Origin of the sequence: Paraurantiacibacter namhicola (assembly GCF_001687545.1) — a bacterium.
Taxonomy (GTDB): Bacteria; Pseudomonadota; Alphaproteobacteria; order Sphingomonadales; family Sphingomonadaceae; genus Paraurantiacibacter; species Paraurantiacibacter namhicola.
Map to the genome: position 1 here is coordinate 845,975 of NZ_CP016545.1, position 15,288 is coordinate 861,262.

13 protein-coding genes are annotated in these 15,288 nt (G+C 66.3%); 10 read left to right on the plus strand and 3 right to left on the minus strand.

What is annotated here, in order from left to right:
* Positions 1 to 13 precede the first annotated feature (13 nt).
* The 5 genes from A6F65_RS04055 (at position 14) to A6F65_RS13230 (ending at position 6,589) form a co-directional block, all read left to right on the plus strand.
* Entirely contained in the window at positions 14 to 2,245 is a 2,232-nt protein-coding gene (locus A6F65_RS04055) for a GumC family protein (RefSeq protein ID WP_157093047.1), read from the plus strand.
* Between the two features lie 63 nt (positions 2,246 to 2,308).
* A complete protein-coding gene (locus tag A6F65_RS04060) occupies positions 2,309 to 3,382 on the plus strand; it encodes a hypothetical protein (RefSeq protein WP_067786205.1) in 1,074 nt (357 codons plus the stop codon).
* Positions 3,372 to 4,529: a glycosyltransferase family 4 protein gene (locus A6F65_RS04065; RefSeq protein ID WP_067786207.1), complete on the plus strand. Its 1,158-nt coding sequence runs from the start codon at positions 3,372 to 3,374 to the stop codon at positions 4,527 to 4,529. The genes A6F65_RS04060 and A6F65_RS04065 overlap by 11 nt, the downstream gene beginning before the upstream one ends.
* Positions 4,526 to 5,983, plus strand: coding sequence for an oligosaccharide flippase family protein (locus tag A6F65_RS04070; RefSeq protein ID WP_067786209.1), 1,458 nt, complete (start codon positions 4,526 to 4,528; stop codon positions 5,981 to 5,983). Before A6F65_RS04065 ends, A6F65_RS04070 begins: the two co-directional genes overlap by 4 nt.
* Before the next feature lie 3 nt (positions 5,984 to 5,986).
* Positions 5,987 to 6,589, plus strand: a complete 603-nt coding sequence (locus A6F65_RS13230; RefSeq protein WP_067786211.1) for a CatB-related O-acetyltransferase — start codon at positions 5,987 to 5,989, stop codon at positions 6,587 to 6,589.
* A gap of 12 nt (positions 6,590 to 6,601) precedes the next feature.
* Here the strand turns inward: A6F65_RS13230 and A6F65_RS04080 are convergent, their stop codons facing one another.
* Positions 6,602 to 7,234, minus strand: a complete 633-nt coding sequence (locus A6F65_RS04080) for a class I SAM-dependent methyltransferase (RefSeq protein ID WP_067786213.1) — start codon at positions 7,232 to 7,234, stop codon at positions 6,602 to 6,604.
* A gap of 307 nt (positions 7,235 to 7,541) precedes the next feature.
* Between A6F65_RS04080 and A6F65_RS04085 the strand changes: the two genes are divergently transcribed.
* Positions 7,542 to 8,126, plus strand: coding sequence for an SGNH/GDSL hydrolase family protein (locus A6F65_RS04085; protein WP_067786215.1), 585 nt, complete (start codon positions 7,542 to 7,544; stop codon positions 8,124 to 8,126).
* Here the strand turns inward: A6F65_RS04085 and A6F65_RS04090 are convergent.
* Together A6F65_RS04090 and A6F65_RS04095 are read right to left on the minus strand one after the other, a co-directional pair.
* Complete coding sequence (locus tag A6F65_RS04090; RefSeq protein ID WP_067786217.1) at positions 8,117 to 10,213, minus strand: hypothetical protein; 2,097 nt, start codon at positions 10,211 to 10,213, stop codon at positions 8,117 to 8,119. The genes A6F65_RS04085 and A6F65_RS04090 overlap by 10 nt on opposite strands.
* Positions 10,213 to 10,482, minus strand: coding sequence for a spike base protein, RCAP_Rcc01079 family (locus A6F65_RS04095; protein WP_067786219.1), 270 nt, complete (start codon positions 10,480 to 10,482; stop codon positions 10,213 to 10,215). Before A6F65_RS04095 ends, A6F65_RS04090 begins: the two co-directional genes overlap by 1 nt.
* A 223-nt stretch (positions 10,483 to 10,705) precedes the next feature.
* On the opposite strand from A6F65_RS04095, the gene A6F65_RS04100 reads away from it, so the two are divergent.
* The 4 genes from A6F65_RS04100 (at position 10,706) to wecB (ending at position 15,287) form a co-directional block, all read left to right on the plus strand.
* Positions 10,706 to 12,052, plus strand: a complete 1,347-nt coding sequence (locus A6F65_RS04100) for an O-antigen ligase family protein (protein WP_067786221.1) — start codon at positions 10,706 to 10,708, stop codon at positions 12,050 to 12,052.
* Positions 12,052 to 12,819, plus strand: coding sequence for a WecB/TagA/CpsF family glycosyltransferase (locus tag A6F65_RS04105; protein ID WP_067786223.1), 768 nt, complete (start codon positions 12,052 to 12,054; stop codon positions 12,817 to 12,819). The genes A6F65_RS04100 and A6F65_RS04105 overlap by 1 nt, the downstream gene beginning before the upstream one ends.
* A 99-nt stretch (positions 12,820 to 12,918) precedes the next feature.
* Positions 12,919 to 14,142 carry a UDP-N-acetyl-D-mannosamine dehydrogenase gene (wecC, locus tag A6F65_RS04110; protein WP_067789973.1) on the plus strand — a complete coding sequence of 408 codons (1,224 nt, stop codon included), beginning with the start codon at positions 12,919 to 12,921 and terminating at the stop codon, positions 14,140 to 14,142.
* Positions 14,139 to 15,287, plus strand: a complete 1,149-nt coding sequence (gene wecB, locus A6F65_RS04115) for a non-hydrolyzing UDP-N-acetylglucosamine 2-epimerase (RefSeq protein WP_067786225.1) — start codon at positions 14,139 to 14,141, stop codon at positions 15,285 to 15,287. The genes wecC and wecB overlap by 4 nt, the downstream gene beginning before the upstream one ends.
* Position 15,288 lies beyond the last annotated feature (1 nt).

Below are 15,288 nucleotides of genomic sequence, written 5' to 3' on the forward strand. Positions count from 1 at the left end.
CCGGAGCTTGTTCGTGGCCGATAGCGCAGTATCTTCCGACAGCGGCTCCATCGCGGATCGCTTCATCAAATCCCCGCCTTCCGGCGCGCCGCTTGCCAATGAAGGTGAGCCTGCCCCGCAGGATGGCGGGCTGAGCCTGGCGCAGCTGCGCAGCATGCTGTGGCGCCAGAAATCGCTCGTCATCGTGCTTACGGCTGTGGCGCTGATCGCGGGCCTGATCTTCACGCTGCTGGCAACGCCGCAATACACCTCGCAGGCCACCGTCGTGGTGGAGAATGAAAGCCTCAACGTGAACGGCGATCCGCAGTTCACGCGCGGCATCGCTGCCGCTGAGACGCAGCGTTATCTCGAAACACAGCGCAAGATCATCGAGAGCCGTAACCTCGCGCTTGTCGTGGTCGATGTGCTGGGCCTTGCCGGTAACGAGCGGTTCCTGGCCATCTACGGCCTCGACGAAATGCCGGCCGCGCTGGGCGAGGGCGAGGCCGAAACAGCGCGCCGCATGCTGGCCGCGCAGGTTCTTCAGAACAATGTGACGATGGAGTTCGAGATCAACTCCCGCGTGGGCACGATCGGCTTTACCACCGCCGATCCGATCCTCGCCTCGCAGATTGTCAATGGTTACGCCGCATCCTACGTCGCGGAAAACGTGCGGGCGGAATCCGATACCAATGCCTATGCGCGCGGCCTGCTGCAGCGCCAGATCGCCGAAGGGCAGGCGAAGCTCCAGGAAACCGAGCGCAAGGCGCTGGTCTATGCCCGCAACAACGGTCTGGTCGATGCCGATGGCGGTATTGCCGATGGTGGCAGCGAGGCTGGCCCTGCGCCCAACACTTCGATCACCACTGCCAGCCTTTCGCAGATCAATTCCGGCTATGTGCAGGCGCAGCAGGATCGCATCCTTGCCGAACAGCGCTGGAATGCCGCCCGCCGAGTCGATCCGCTCAGCCTGCCGCAAGCGCGTGACAGCACGGTAATCCAGGGCCTGCTGGCCCAGCGTGCCGCCGCGCAGGGAGAGCTTGACCAGCTTCGCCAGCGTTATGTCGATGCCGCCCCTGAAGTGATGCAGGCGCAGGCGCGCCTCGATGCCGTGGAATCCCAGCTTGCAGAGGCGGGGTCGAAGCTGCGCGAATCCATCCGCCAGGAATATCTGACCGCGCGCGAGCAGGAGCGCCAGCTGGGCGCTGCGCGTGCGCAATATGCCGATGATACCCTTGAAGAGCAGGGCCGCCGCGTGGAGTTCAACCTGCTGAACCGGGAAGCGCAGACAATGCGCGAGACGCTGGCAGAACTGCAGCGCCGCCTGGGCATCCTGAACCGCACCAGCGATACGGCCGCCAACAACATCCGCATCCTCGACCAGGCCGATCCGGCAGGGGTCATGACCTCGCCCAACCTGCTGCGCAACATGCTCATGTCGCTGATGCTGGGCCTGTTCGTCGGCGGTGGCCTTGCCATCGTTCGCGAAGCCTTCGACGATACGCTGTACTCGCCGCAGGATGCCGAAAAAAAGCTCGCCCTGCCGTTGCTAGGGTCGACGCCATATCTGGCGGACGTCAGCTCGGAAGAGATGGACGACATGCATTCGGACATCAACGAGGCCTATTTCGCGATCCGCTCCTCTGTCGATTTCGCCACGGGCGGGAAGCAGAAGAAGTCGATCCAGGTCACGTCCTGCCGCCCGGCAGAAGGCAAGTCGACCACATCTGTGGCTCTGGCCCGCGACTTTGCCCGCATCGGCCGCCGCACGCTGCTGATCGATGCCGATTTCCGCAAGCCGCAGCTGCACAAGTCGCTGGGCGTCTCCGCGGACAAGGGCTTCGTCGATGCGCTGATGAACGAGGCGTCGATTGCCGATGTCACGCAGTCGCTGCCGCAAACCGGGCTCGATTTCATCCCGCTCGGCACGCTGCCGCCCAACCCGGCGCAGCTGCTGGCCAGCGATGTCCTGAGGGATTTCCTCGAGCAGCTGCAGGCCAAGTATGATGTGGTCATCGTCGATTCCGCACCGGTGATGGGCCTGGCCGATGCGCCGGTCCTGTCCGGCCTCGTCGATCACACGCTGCTGGTGCTGGAAGCCGGCCGTATCAAGACCGGCCAGGCGCGCCAGGCTGTGCGTCGCCTGCGCGAAAGCGGCGCCAACATGGCAGGCTTCGTCCTGACCAAGTATGACCAGGCGAAGGCCGGCGACGAGGACTATTATTACTACTATTCCTATTCCTACGGTAACCGCGGCCAGGAGTAGGGACGCCGCCCATTCGGTCGCCTTGCCAAGGGCGGCCAGCAAGCGAAGGAGCCACGGCCGGACATGCGCACCGCACTCGCGATAGGTCTTGCCCTGACGGTCGTGGCCACCGTCCTGGTGGACCTCGGCGGATCGGCGCTGGCCCGGCGCGGCGCGCCCGCTGCGGCGGATATCCCGTTCCAGGCGACGACCACGGCGCGCTATGCCCTGCTGCGACAGGATGCGGGGCAGGACGAGGCCGTCATCACGGACGGTCTCGCCCGTTCTCCCCTGCTTCCCGCCGCGCTTACCTTCCTTGCGGAAAAGTTTGATGGAGAGCGGCAGGCGCAATTGCTTGCCAGCGCCGCTGACCTGGGCTGGCGCGACAATGCCGCGCAGCAGGGCCTGTATGAGATGGCGCTTGCCCGCGGGGATGCGGGAATGGCGCTTGAGCACGCCTCCTCCCCGCTGCGGCGCGATTACGCTGTCGCGGAAAATTCCCGGCGTCTGCTCGACGACGCGTCGAAGAGCCCGGCGCTGAAGGCTGCGCTGGTCGATGCCCTCTCCCGGTCATCGCGCTGGGGCGACAGGTTCCTGGCCTATCACGGCGTGTCGCTGGACGATGGATCGCTTCAAGACATCTTCCGCGCCAGACAGGCGGCAGGCGCGATGCCGGGCCGCCAGATGCAGATCGAATTGCAGACCGACCTCGTCGAGGATTCGCGCATCGGACTTGCTTACGCGCTGCACCGGATTGCCAATGGCGGCGCCGTCATGCCGGGCTGGCCGGGCGCGGAGAAGCGCATGCATCCGGGCCCCTTCGGCTGGCGGATACCCGCTGGCTTCCGGGTGGATGGCGCGGGTGAAGGCTCCCGCCTTGTCCGCACCAGGAGCATGGACGCGCGGCCTGCCAGCATCCGCACGGTCCTGCCAGCGGGCCGCTGGGTGCTGAGGGCCGATGGCGAGATCGTGGGTGACTGGCGTTATGCCTTCGCCTGCGGAAATGCCTTTCCGCCCGCCATCGAGCTGTTGCAGCCGCGCACGCCCCTGTCCGTCCCTGCCGGGTGCGAGACGCAGACCCTGTCCCTGACGCTGGGGCCGGGCGCGCGGGATGGCACGCTGCCCGTGCTGACATTCGAACGTGCCGATGGCCGATAGGATCGGCGTGCGGGGCAAACCGCACATCCTGCACGTAAGCGGGGATTTTCCCGATCCGATCGCGCCTGCAAAGACGCCGGTAATCCGCACACTGCTGCATCTGACGCGCGATGATTTCGACCACCGCGTCATCTCCTTAAACCGGCATTCCCCGCCCGTGACCAAGTGGCTCTACCCGCGTCTCGAAGTGCGCGCCGGGACGGCCGAAGACCGTGTCCTGCCGATCAGCTACACGGCTCCACCGCACGGGCTGCACCATCATCGTATGCTGGAGCAGTTGGGCGACTGGATTGCGCGGCACTGTGTGCAGGACGGCAAGCCGGACCTGCTGTTGGGCCACAAGCTGGGTATCGAGGGGATCGCCGTAGCCCGCGCCGCTAACCGCCTCGGTATTCCCTACGCGCTGAGCATCCAGGGCAATACGGACCAGCGCATCCTGGCCGCGCGGCCCGACCTGCGCCGCCGCCTCGCCCGCATCTATCACGGCGCATCGCACGTCTTCCCCTTCACGCCCTGGGTCAAGAAAGCGGTCGAGAGCCGCCTTGGCGCCCGCGATGGCGGCGTCACGCTGCTGCCCTGTGCGATGGCGCGGGACGACATGCTCGCCCCGGTGGCGGGGGACGGAGGCATCGTCACCGCCTTCCACCTGCGCAACGCCGGCATCAAGAACCTCGGCGCACTGGCGGCAGCGGCGCGGCAGGCATCTGTTCCCCTCACTGTGATCGGCGGCGGGAGCGAGGCGGAGGCAGAAGCTGCACGCACGCTGGCTGGCCCGGACATCGAATTTGCCGGCGCGGTCGATAATGCGCGGATTGCCGCGCGCTTCAACGCAGCCAGCGGCTTCGCCATGCCGAGCAGGCGCGAAAGCTTCGGCCTCGTCTTCGTGGAGGCGCTGTTTGCCGGCTGCCCCATTGCCTATCCCGCCGGGGCGGCGGTGGACGGCTATTTCGACGACTGCCCCTTCGCCCTGCGCGTGGATGCGAGCGATAGCGGAGCGATTGCCGATGCACTGCGCACGCTGGTCGCCAGCGAGGCCCCGCTGAAGCAGGCCTTGGCCGAGTGGCAGCAAGGCGAGGCCGCGCGCCGCTTCACCCGCCCGGCCATTGCCGCTGCCTTCGCAACCGGCCTTCGAGGGGCGATGCGATGAGCACGATCGGGCGCAACGCTGCCTATAATCTTGCCGGCTTCGGCGTGCCGCTGGTGCTCTTTTTCCTGACCATTCCGCTGTATATCGGGCTGATCGGTACGGCGCGTTACGGCGTGCTGGCCATCGTCTGGCTGGTGCTGGGCCTGTTCGGGATGATGGACCTTGGCCTCGGCCGCGCGGCCACGCAGCGGGTCGCGGCGCTGCGCGATGCCGCGCCGGAGGACAGGCTGCGCGCGCTGGGCACGGCGCTGGCGTCCAATTTCGTCATCGGCCTGCTGGGCGCACTGCTGATGGGCGGCGCGGCCTGGTATATCTTTGCCCACGGGATGAAACTTGACCCTTGGCTGCGGCAGGAGGCTTTGCCGCTGGTCCCGCTGATGGCCATGGCCGTGCCGATGATGACCACGCTCAACATCCTGAGCGGCGCGCTGCAGGGGCGAGAGCGCTTCTTCATCACCAATCGCATCACCATCACCAATGCCGCGCTGTTCCAGCTGATGCCGCTGGCGGTGGCCTGGCTGGTGGGGCCAACGCTCGTGTGGCTGGTCGTCGCCGCGCTGGCCGCCCGGCTGCTGGCCGCACTGCTGCTGTGGCGGGCATGCCGCAAGGAGTTCGGCAGCGGGGCCCTGGCCCGCTGGGACCGGAAGGATATGCGATCCATGCTGGGCTATGGCGGCTGGGTGAGCGTGTCGGGCCTCGTCGGCATGGCGCTCGTCTTTTCAGACCGCTTCCTGATCGGTGCATTGGTGGGCGCAGTGGCCGTGACAATCTACGCCGTCCCGCTGGACGCCACACGCCGCATCGCCGTGATCGCGGATTCGCTGGCCAACGCCCTGTTCCCGAGGCTGGCCGTGACGGACGCCGATGCCAGCCGGATGCTGATGCGCGGTGCGGTCTCGGCGCTCTATGCTCTGGCGACGCCGTTGGTGGTGGGTGTTATCATCCTGGCGGAGCCGCTGATCCGGTTCTGGCTGGGCGACGACATCGGATCGCGCTCCGCACCGCTGGCGCAGATCCTGGCCATAGCGGGTTGGATAAACATCTTTGCCAAACCGCCTTATGCGCAATTGCAGGCGCAGGACCGGCCGCGCGCAGTGGCCCTCCTGATGCTGGCCCAGCTTCCGTTCTTCCTGCTGGCGCTGTGGTGGGTCCTGCCGCGTTACGGGCTGGAAGGCGCCGCCTGGGTCTACCTGGCGCGCAATACCGTGGATACGTTTGCGCTTTACCTCGCCGCAACCGGCAGGATCGAGCGCGGCTGGCAGCTGGCGCTGACATTCGCCGCGCTGGTGGCACTGGTGCTGGTGCTGCAATCGCAGCCGGTCCCGGGCTTCCTTGGCGCGCTTGGTCCGGCTGTGATTGCGGGGGCCGTTTCACTCATTATCGGCCTGTGGGCCTTGCCGCCGGAATCGCGTGAACGCATTGCAGGCTTGGCCAGACGCGGTAACAGGGCCTGAGACATGCGAAAGAAGCCACTCCACCTGCGCATCGCCCGCAAGCTGGGCATCAGGCCCAGGCCCAGGATGCTGGCTGCCGTCTGGCCGAAATACGATATCGGTCGCGGCAGTTACGGTGATCTGGACATCATCGACTTCGGCGAGGGGACGCGTTTCTCGATGGGCAGCTACTGCTCCGTCGCGGAAGATTGCCGGGTTCTGCTGGGCGGTGGGCATCGCACGGACTGGGTAACCACCTACCCCTTCTCGGTCCTCGAACCCTCGTTATCCGGTATTCCGGGCCATCCGGTCAGCCGGGGCGATGTGTGCATTGGCAGCGATGTCTGGCTGGCCAGCAATGTCACGATCACCTCCGGCGTGACGATCGGCGACGGAGCGGTCGTCATGACCGGGGCCGTGGTGACCCGCGACGTCGCGCCTTATGCCATCGTCGGCGGCGTACCCGCCCGCGAAGTCCGCAAGCGGTTCGACGATGCGACGATAGAGCGCCTGCTGGCCCTGCGCTGGTGGGACTGGCCGCACGAACGGATCGTAGCGGCGGGGGAGCATCTCATGTCGGACGATATCGGCCGGTTCCTTGACCTCGCCGAAGCCGGGGACATCTGACCGCGGGAAGGCTCAGCCGTCAGCCGGCCGCTTCACCCGGACCAGGTACTTTGCCGTTGCGAAGCCCTTCACAAAGGGCAACCTGATCAGCGTCTTGTCAATCCGGCTGCCGGTGGGCAGGGCAGCGACTTCGTCCAGTTGCAGCCCGCTCGAAAGCATCAGCGAAACGGCAGTCTCGCGCACGAAGAAGCGCAGGTGTGTCCGGTCGAGGATGCCCGCGTCCTGGTAAGTCCATTTGTCGCCCATCATCAGCGGGCCGGTCACGCTGCGATGGCGGACATTGGGGATGGTGGCCAGCAACACGCCGCCCGGCTTCAGCAGCGTGTGCAGCCGCGCCACCATGGCCCATGGGTCCACCAGGTGTTCCAGTATGTCGCAGGCCGTGACGATGTCGAACAGGCCCTGCTCCTCGCCGATACGCTCGATGAAGCCGTCCGCCGTCAGGTCGCCATTGTAATTGAAGTCCAGCTGGGCGTCGGGGTGGGGTTCCACCATGTCGGCCACGCCCACCACATCGGCAATGCCGGCCTGCTTGGCCGCAGTGGCGGTCGCGCCATCGCCGCCGCCCACATCCAGCATTTTCCCGCCGCGTGGCAGGTAGGGGAAGATGTCGGACCGGACGTGCGAATGATAACCGAGCTGCATGGGGTGATGGGTATCCTGAACCTGCCGAGAGCATTGCTTGCTTTCAAGCTACCGAGGCGTTAGCGGCAAGGCGCTTGGAAGGGAAGATTTCGTGGTCGATCATCGCAAATTGGAAACAAACCGTCGCCGCAAGCGGGACCTTTTGTATTACGTCGGGGGTTCTGTGATCATCGTGGTGATCCTGTTTGTCCTCCTGAACGTCCTGCGCTGAGATAACTCGCGCAAAAGCCGCCGCGCCTGCCGCGATGGCGGGCTAGGTATTCTGCCGTAATTCCAGCTCCCATCCCTTGGCCTATGTGTACCGGCCATGGGCCGATCCGCATTATACGCACTGGCAGGCAGCGCTGCCCTGCTGACAGGGCTGCTGATTGGCGACCTGCGCGGGGAAAGCCCGCCCTATGCCAGCGCGCGCACCCCCTTCGTGAAGGTCCTTGCACAGCAATACGGGCCGGCTGACACGTTGGTGCTGGGCGATAGCCTGGTGGAGCAGACGTACCTCGCGGGCGCGTGTGGACGCACTTTCAACGCCGGAATCGGCGGGGCGCGCACGCAGCAGGCCATGCAGGCGCTGCCCGGCCTGCTGGAAGCTACGCAGCCCCGGACGGTGGTGATCGCGATTGGCGCCAACCATTTCGCTGCGGGGGACGAGATGGAGGATTTCCGCCGCCTCTATCCGCAGCTCGTCAGCATGGCGGGCGGATACGACCTGATCTTGGTCGGCGTGGCGAACTCCCCCGCCGCCAGCGCCTTCGTGGCGCAGACGGCGAAGGAGAGGGGAGCCCGCTATGTCCAGGCGGTAACCGGGCCGACTGGCCCCGATGGCCTGCACTACACCGCCACCGGGTCGAAGCGGCTGCGTGAAGCGATCGCCGGGGCCTGCCGTCAGGCGTAAGGCCCGGCGGCCTGCGGGCCATTGCCGCGCGGATTGCCCGCAAGGTCGAAGGCCAGGACCGCATCGGGCTGGATCCCGCGCGCGGGAGATGCCGCAATCAGCGCATAGTCTCCGCCGCCCGCACCTGCCATGGGCGCCTCTGCTGTGCCCGAAGTGGACCTGTCCTGTACGAAGCCGGGATCGCCCGCGCCGATCAGGCTGCCCGGTCCGGGATAAGTCTGCGCTTCGCTTGACGGGGCGTTGGGCAGGGACACGGTGAAGTTGCCCGAACAGCCGACACCGTGGGTCAGCGGGAACTGGCCGAGACGCGACCCGTCCTGCTGGAAGATGTCGCCCTTGGTGTTGAACTGTTCGCACAAATTCCCGGCATAACGCACCAGCGTGTGCGTGCGGGTCGCCGCGGGATGCTCGTCATAACAGATGTTCCAGCGGCCGAGCTGGCCCTCGCCAGTCCCGCAATTGTGGAACATGACAGCGTGGCTGACATCGCCGAGCCCGACGCTGGCGAGCACGAACGCGGCGGCGCTTGCTTCCGTATGCGTGACCTCGATCAGGTTCTGCACGATGGCCACCGGGCCGATCCGCTGGCCCGCGACGCTGCCGGCAAAGGTGATCGTCCCGGTCACTGCCGCCGGGCTGCGCCATTCATTGCCATAGAAGAGCGCGCCCTTCGCCGGATCGGCGACGCGGCATGCCCCGGCATTCGTCATGCGGCTGCCGAGCGTCACCCACGCTTCGGGTCCGCCGCCCGCCATGTCCGCATCCAGCCCGCGCAGCATGCGAAGCTCGCCCGCGCTCGTCTGGAGGAGGTTGTTGTTATAGCCCGTCATCTGCATCCCATGGACGGATATATGCGAATTCGCGCGCCAAGAACCTGCGTGCCCGGCATTGTCGAACACCACGTCATGGAAGCGGACTTCCAGCTGCGCGGCTGCTTCGCCGTAGAAGGCATGGGGACCGGTGCGCGCGATCGTGAGGTCACGGAATGTCAGCGCGCCTTCGGACAGGCCGGTGGAGTGGTCCTTGAAATAGGTGCGAAGGCTCGCATTCCATTCGAGGATTGCGGCCTCGCGGGCCGTGCCCGGTGCGCGCTCCACGATGACCGCCGCGATGTCCTGCGGGTAGAAGGGCTGCCAGCCAATCGCACCGCAGCGCACGCGGTCGAGCACGCGGATGCGCAGGCCGTCGAAGGATCCCGTTGCCGCCCCCAGCTGGCTGCGTGCCCGGGTGAAGGCCCCGGCCAGCGTCAGGCATGGCGCAGCCAGTGCGGCGGCATTGTCCGCCGAGACGACTCCGGTCGCGTCGCTTCCGGTTGAGGAGAGGTAAACGACCGGCGGATTGGCCGCGCGGGCGACATCCTTGCGGAACCAGCGGCGAGAGAATTCGCGCGGGGCGGCGTTGTCCTCGCTGCGCAGCACCGATGCCTCCGCGCCGAACCACGGCACCACTTCGGCTTCCAGCCATACGGGCCCATCGGGCAGGGCGGAGACGTCCAGCGTGCCGGAATAGGTCTCCAGCGGCTGGCGATCTTCGCATAAGGCGGACAGCCCGGTCTGCGAAACCACCTGCCAGGCAGTCGAGGCCGCGCCATTGCTGGCCCGCACGCGCACGCATGCCACCTGCCGGCCAGTACCGTCGACCGGATCGGGCCGGGCGTCGCGGTGGAAAGCGACCAGCTCCCACGCCAGCGCTGCGCCCACGATTTCCCGCGCCGGCATGGTCCATGCGGCAATCGGTTTCGGCGCGGCGGCGGTGCTGGCGTTGTCCCAGCCCGCGACCGCGTCCGTAGCGTAGAGATAATCGGACAGGGCGACGCGGCCGGGTGTATCCTGCGCGTGGTCGGGCCAGGCTTCACGCACGCGCTTCGTCAGCAGGGTGGTGGCGGCGTGGCTGGCCGGCGCCCCACTTGCCGAGAAGCCCTGCCTTTGCACAGCCAGTGGCTGCATGGAGAGGTCCTGCGGCGAGTCCAGCCGGACCGACCAGCCGTTGTCCTCGATTGTTGGCGGCGGGGCAGCCACCACGCCGCTGCCGCCGGGCAGCGCACGCCTGCGATGGCGCGCGCCGTAGCCAAAGCCCAGGCGCCCCATCAGGAAAGGCCGACCAGGTCGGCGGCCGTGGTCCCGGACACGCGCACGGCCCGCACTCGAATGTCGAGGATGCTGCCGGCGGGCACGTTGCGGAAGGTCACATCGACATCCGCATCCGCTGCGCGCAGCACGATATCGCCGCCCGTGCCAACATAGATCGCCTTGGTCAGCCGATCGAGGTCGGCATTGTCGGCAGGGGTGACAGGGAAACAGTCACGCGCAGGATCGCCGGGCGTGTCCACGGTGCGGTTGAAGGGGTCGAAAGCCATTGTCGTTCTCCGGATGATGATTCGGGAAGGGGAGAACGGGTCCGCTATTCAGGGGTGAGATTTGTAGGAAAGCGGAAAGTTCTCAGGCCGCCCCGGCCTGCCACACTGACCGTCCCTTGCGCCTCCGCCGAAACGGGCCGTAAATCCCACCATGAGCCAGGCCGGTGAACACCGCTGCGCTTTATGTAGAACTTTGCGGCAGGGACGCTATTAAGTCCCCCGCATGTCGAGCATTGCCGTCACCTCCAGCCGTCCCGCACCCGCCGCGGAACCGGCGCGCAGCCGCGCCGAAGCGACCGCCGCAGGGCCGGTCTGGATTGCCGCGCTGCTGTTCTACGCAGCCATGCTGCCCCGTGAGATCAGGCTGCAGTTCGGCCAGTTCGTGATCTTCCCGGACCGCGCATACATGTATGCGATGACGCCGTTTATCCTGATGGCGATCGCGCGCGGGGCCTTGCGCTTCCGCCCGATAGACACCTGCGTGTTTGGTGCAGCGGCGTGGATGATCGTGGCCATGATGGCCAATTACGGGTTTGCCGATGGCCTGGAGCGCGGCGGCGCGCAGGCTTTCGATACGGTGCTGGCTTACCTGATCGGGCGGATATCGGTCCGCTCGCTGCACGACCTGCGACGCCTGCTGGTTTTTGTCGCCCCGGGCTTCGCCATTTCGGGCGGGATCATGCTTCTCGAAAGTGTGTCGCGACGCCTGATCCTCCAGCCGCTGGCGCAGAGCGTTTTCGGGCCCCTGCCGGTCTATCTCAGCGGTGAAGAGGCTGGCGTTCAAAACCGCGCTGGGGAGATCAGGCTTGGCCTCATGCGCGCACAGGCAGGCTTCCCGCACTCGATCCTTGCCGGCGTTTTCCTTGCAAGCGGCCTTGGGCTTTACCTGTTCGGCTGGCTCAAGATGCCTCCAAAGATGGCCGGGATCGCCGGATCGCTGTTCGGTTTCTTCTCGCTGAGCTCGGCAGCGATCCTGGCCCTGATGGTGACAGCCGGTCTGACGGCGTATGAATTCCTCCAGCGGCGCATCCGCGAACTGAACTGGCCGCTGCTGATCGGCGCGGTCATAGCGGTTGCGACCGTGATCCAGATTGCTTCGAAGAGCGGTCTTGTCAGCGTATTCGTACGTTACTTCACGCTCAGCCCGGCAACCGGCTATTTCCGGACGCTGATCTGGGAATACGGGCTGTTGTCGGTGAGCAATTACCCGATCTTCGGCATCGGTTTCGAAGGCTACGAACGGCCGACCTGGGTGGTGACCGAATCGATCGACGCCCACTGGCTGCTGCTGGCTGTGCGTTACGGCATTCCCTCGGCGCTGCTTCTGACCGGCTTTTTCGTCGGAGCGATTACGCTGGTCGCCCGCGCAAGCTCGCGCCTGCCAATGGCGGACCTGATGACAATGCGCGGCCTGGCATTCGCGCTGGTCACCCTTTTCCTGACCGGTTTCACGGTGGCATTTACCGGCGGCATCTTCGCCTATTTCATCGCCCTGGCCGGGATCGGCATCACGATCTCGCACAATCTGCAGACGCAGGCGGCCGCAGGCCCGCAAACCGGGGCAGCCTGATGCAGCAGGCAGCAAGTCGCATCACGTTCTTCGGGACGCCCGTCGACCTGCTCGACCGGGAACAGACGCTGGCGCGTGCGCAGCAGGCTATGGATAGCGGTCAGCCGCTGCGCCACACCGCGCTCAATGTCGCGAAGCTGATCAAGCTGGAAGGCGATGAACTGCTGGCCGAGGACGTGCGCGGCAGCGACCTTGTGGGCATTGATGGCATGGGGATCGTGCTGGGCCTGAAGCTGTTCGGCGTGGACAAGGCTGAACGGGTCGCCGGCGTCGACCTGTTCCTCGACGTGCTGGCCCTGTGCGCGCGGACCGGGCGGCGGCCCTATATCCTCGGCGCGAGGCAGGACGTGCTCGAGCGCGCGATGGCAGAGGCGATGCAGCGCAATCCGGGCCTTGAGTTCGCAGGCGCGCGCAACGGCTATTACGGGCCGGACGACGTGCCGCAGATCGTGGCTGACATCCGTGTCAGCGGCGCGGACTGCCTGTTCGTAGCCATGCCGACGCCGCGCAAGGAGCGTTTCCTCAATGCCCATGCCAGGGACCTCGGCGTGCCCTTCATCATGGGTGTGGGGGGCAGCGTGGACGTGCTGGCGGGCCACGTCAGCCGCGCACCGCGATGGATGCAGCGCAACGGCCTCGAATGGTTCCACCGCATGGTGAAGGAGCCGCGCAAGATGTTCTGGCGCTATGCCAGCACCAATGCCGCCTATGCGTGGCTGCTGTTGAAGACGAAGCTGTCGGGCCGCAATCCGCTGGAGCGGTATTGACGGGGTGGCAATCATCGCGCGCTAGGCTATTGCGCGCGGCATCCGGCAAAGATTGGGGCTTTTCCTGTGAGTGAACCCGAAAAGAGTTTTGACGTGGCCATGATCGGCCTCGGCTATATCGGCCTGCCGACTGCTGCCGTCATTGCGCGCAGCGGCCTCAGCGTGCGCGGCGTCGATATCAACCGCGAAGCTGTCGACACGATCAACGCTGGCGGCGTGCATATCGAGGAAAAGGATCTCGACGCGCTGGTGCGCGACGTGGTCAGCCGCGGGCTGCTGTCGGCCAGCACCGAGGCGCCGGAAGCGGACACCTTCCTGATTGCTGTGCCCACGCCCTTCAAGGGCGATCACCAGCCGGACATTTCCTATGTCCTCTCGGCACTTGAGATGATCGCGCCGAAGGTACGCCCCGGCAATTGCGTGATCCTGGAGAGCACCTCGCCGGTCGGGACCACCAAGCAGATCGCCGCGCGGCTGGCGGAGCTGCGGCCCGACCTGAAAGTGCCCGGGCATTGCGAGGATGGCGCGCATGACGTCCACCTCGCCTATTGCCCGGAGCGTGTGCTGCCCGGCCACATCATCGCCGAACTGGTCGCCAACGACCGCGTGATCGGCGGGCTGACCCCTGCCTGTTCGGAGCGCGCCGCGGCATTCTACCAGCAGTTCGTTGACGGGGCCTGCCTGCCGACCGAAGCGGGCGCGGCGGAAATGGTGAAGCTGTCCGAAAACAGCTTCCGCGACGTCAATATCGCCTTCGCCAACGAGCTGTCACTGATTGCTGAGGAGATGGGCATCGACGTGTGGGAGGTCATCCGCCTCGCCAACCGTCACCCGCGAGTCAACATCCTGCAGCCCGGCCCGGGCGTGGGCGGGCATTGCATCGCGGTTGACCCCTGGTTCCTGGTCGCGGCCACGCCGGACAAGGCGCGCCTGATCCGCACCGCGCGCGAAGTGAACGACGGCAAGGCTGTCCATGTCGCGGAGCGGCTGAAGGGCATGATGGACGCGAGGCCGGACGCGAAGCTCGCCCTGCTCGGCCTCGCCTTCAAGCCGAATATCGATGATTTCCGCGAAAGCCCCGCGCTCGAAATCGCCGAGGAGCTGGTCGCCGATTACGCCGATCGCCTGCTGGTGGTGGAGCCCTTCACCAAAGCCCTGCCCGGCAAGCTGGCCGGCAGCGGCGCGGTGCTGACATCGCTGGACGATGCCATGGCGCAGGCAGACCTTGTCGCCGTGCTGGTCGACCACGATGCCTTCAAGAATGCCCCGCGCTCCATAGCGTCGGGCAAGACGATTTACGATACGCGCGGGATGTGGGCATGAGCGCGCCTGCCAAGTCCGGCGCGCCGCGCATTCTCGTCAGCTTCGGCACGAGGCCGGAAGCGATCAAGATGTTCCCCGTCGTTCACGCCCTGCGCGAGCATGGGGGCATGGATGTGCGCGTGGCGCTGACTGCGCAGCACCGCGAATTGCTCGACCAGGTGATGGAGATTGGCGGGATCAGCGCCGATATCGACCTCGACCTGATGACGCCGGGCCAGTCGCTCGACGCGCTGTCGGCGCGCATCATCACGAAATACGGCGCCGCGCTGGACGAGTGGGAGCCGGACCGGGTCATCGTACATGGCGACACGCTGACGACCATGATGGTGACGCTGGCGAGTTACTTCCGCCGCATCCCCGTCGGCCATGTCGAGGCGGGCCTGCGCAGCGGCAACATCTATTCCCCCTGGCCGGAGGAAGTGAACCGCAAGGTGACGGGCGCGGTTGCCGACCTGAACTTCGCCCCGACCGAGGGCGCGGCAGAGGCGCTGCGGCGCGAGAATGTTTCCGAGGACAGCATCTTCGTCACCGGCAACACGGTGATCGACGCGCTGCTGGCAACGCATGACAAGGTGAAGGCCGATCCCTCGCTCGCCAGCGGGCTGGACGATGTCGCCGCGCGCTTTGCCGGCAAGCGTATCGTGGGCCTGACCGCGCACCGGCGAGAGAACTTTGGCGAGGGCATGCAGAACATCGCTGCGGCCGTGGCGGAGATCGCTCGGCGCGAAGATGTGGCCGTGGTCTTCCCGGTCCATCCCAACCCCAATGTCCGCCCCGTCATGGAAGCGGCGCTGGGTCACCTCGACAATGTCGCGCTGATCGAACCGCTAGATTACCCGCACTTCGTCCGCCTGATGGGCATGGCAGAACTGCTGCTGACCGATAGCGGCGGCGTGCAGGAAGAGGCGCCCAGCCTGGGCAAGCCGGTGCTGGTCATGCGCGACACGACCGAACGGCCCGAAGGCGTGGATGCAGGTACGGCCAAGCTGGTCGCCACGGACCGGGCGCGGATTGTCAGCGAGGCGAACCGCCTGCTCGATGACAAGGCGGCCTATGATGCGATGGCTCAGGCGCACAATCCCTATGGGGACGGCAAGGCCAGCGCGCGCATTGCGAAGGCCGTGGCCGAGGCGCACGGCCTGTAAA

Bases quoted from the DNA above. Each gene is read 5' to 3' on its own strand.
- A6F65_RS04060 (WP_067786205.1), top strand. From the start codon at position 2,309: ATGCGCACCGCACTCGCGATAGGTCTTGCCCTGACGGTCGTGGCCACC.
- A6F65_RS04065 (WP_067786207.1), top strand. From the start codon at position 3,372: ATGGCCGATAGGATCGGCGTGCGGGGCAAACCGCACATCCTGCACGTA.
- A6F65_RS04070 (WP_067786209.1), top strand. From the start codon at position 4,526: ATGAGCACGATCGGGCGCAACGCTGCCTATAATCTTGCCGGCTTCGGC.
- A6F65_RS13230 (WP_067786211.1), top strand. From the start codon at position 5,987: ATGCGAAAGAAGCCACTCCACCTGCGCATCGCCCGCAAGCTGGGCATC.
- A6F65_RS04080 (WP_067786213.1), bottom strand. From the start codon at position 7,234: ATGCAGCTCGGTTATCATTCGCACGTCCGGTCCGACATCTTCCCCTAC.
- A6F65_RS04085 (WP_067786215.1), top strand. From the start codon at position 7,542: ATGGGCCGATCCGCATTATACGCACTGGCAGGCAGCGCTGCCCTGCTG.
- A6F65_RS04090 (WP_067786217.1), bottom strand. From the start codon at position 10,213: ATGGGGCGCCTGGGCTTTGGCTACGGCGCGCGCCATCGCAGGCGTGCG.
- A6F65_RS04095 (WP_067786219.1), bottom strand. From the start codon at position 10,482: ATGGCTTTCGACCCCTTCAACCGCACCGTGGACACGCCCGGCGATCCT.
- A6F65_RS04100 (WP_067786221.1), top strand. From the start codon at position 10,706: ATGTCGAGCATTGCCGTCACCTCCAGCCGTCCCGCACCCGCCGCGGAA.
- A6F65_RS04105 (WP_067786223.1), top strand. From the start codon at position 12,052: ATGCAGCAGGCAGCAAGTCGCATCACGTTCTTCGGGACGCCCGTCGAC.
- wecC (WP_067789973.1), top strand. From the start codon at position 12,919: ATGATCGGCCTCGGCTATATCGGCCTGCCGACTGCTGCCGTCATTGCG.
- wecB (WP_067786225.1), top strand. From the start codon at position 14,139: ATGAGCGCGCCTGCCAAGTCCGGCGCGCCGCGCATTCTCGTCAGCTTC.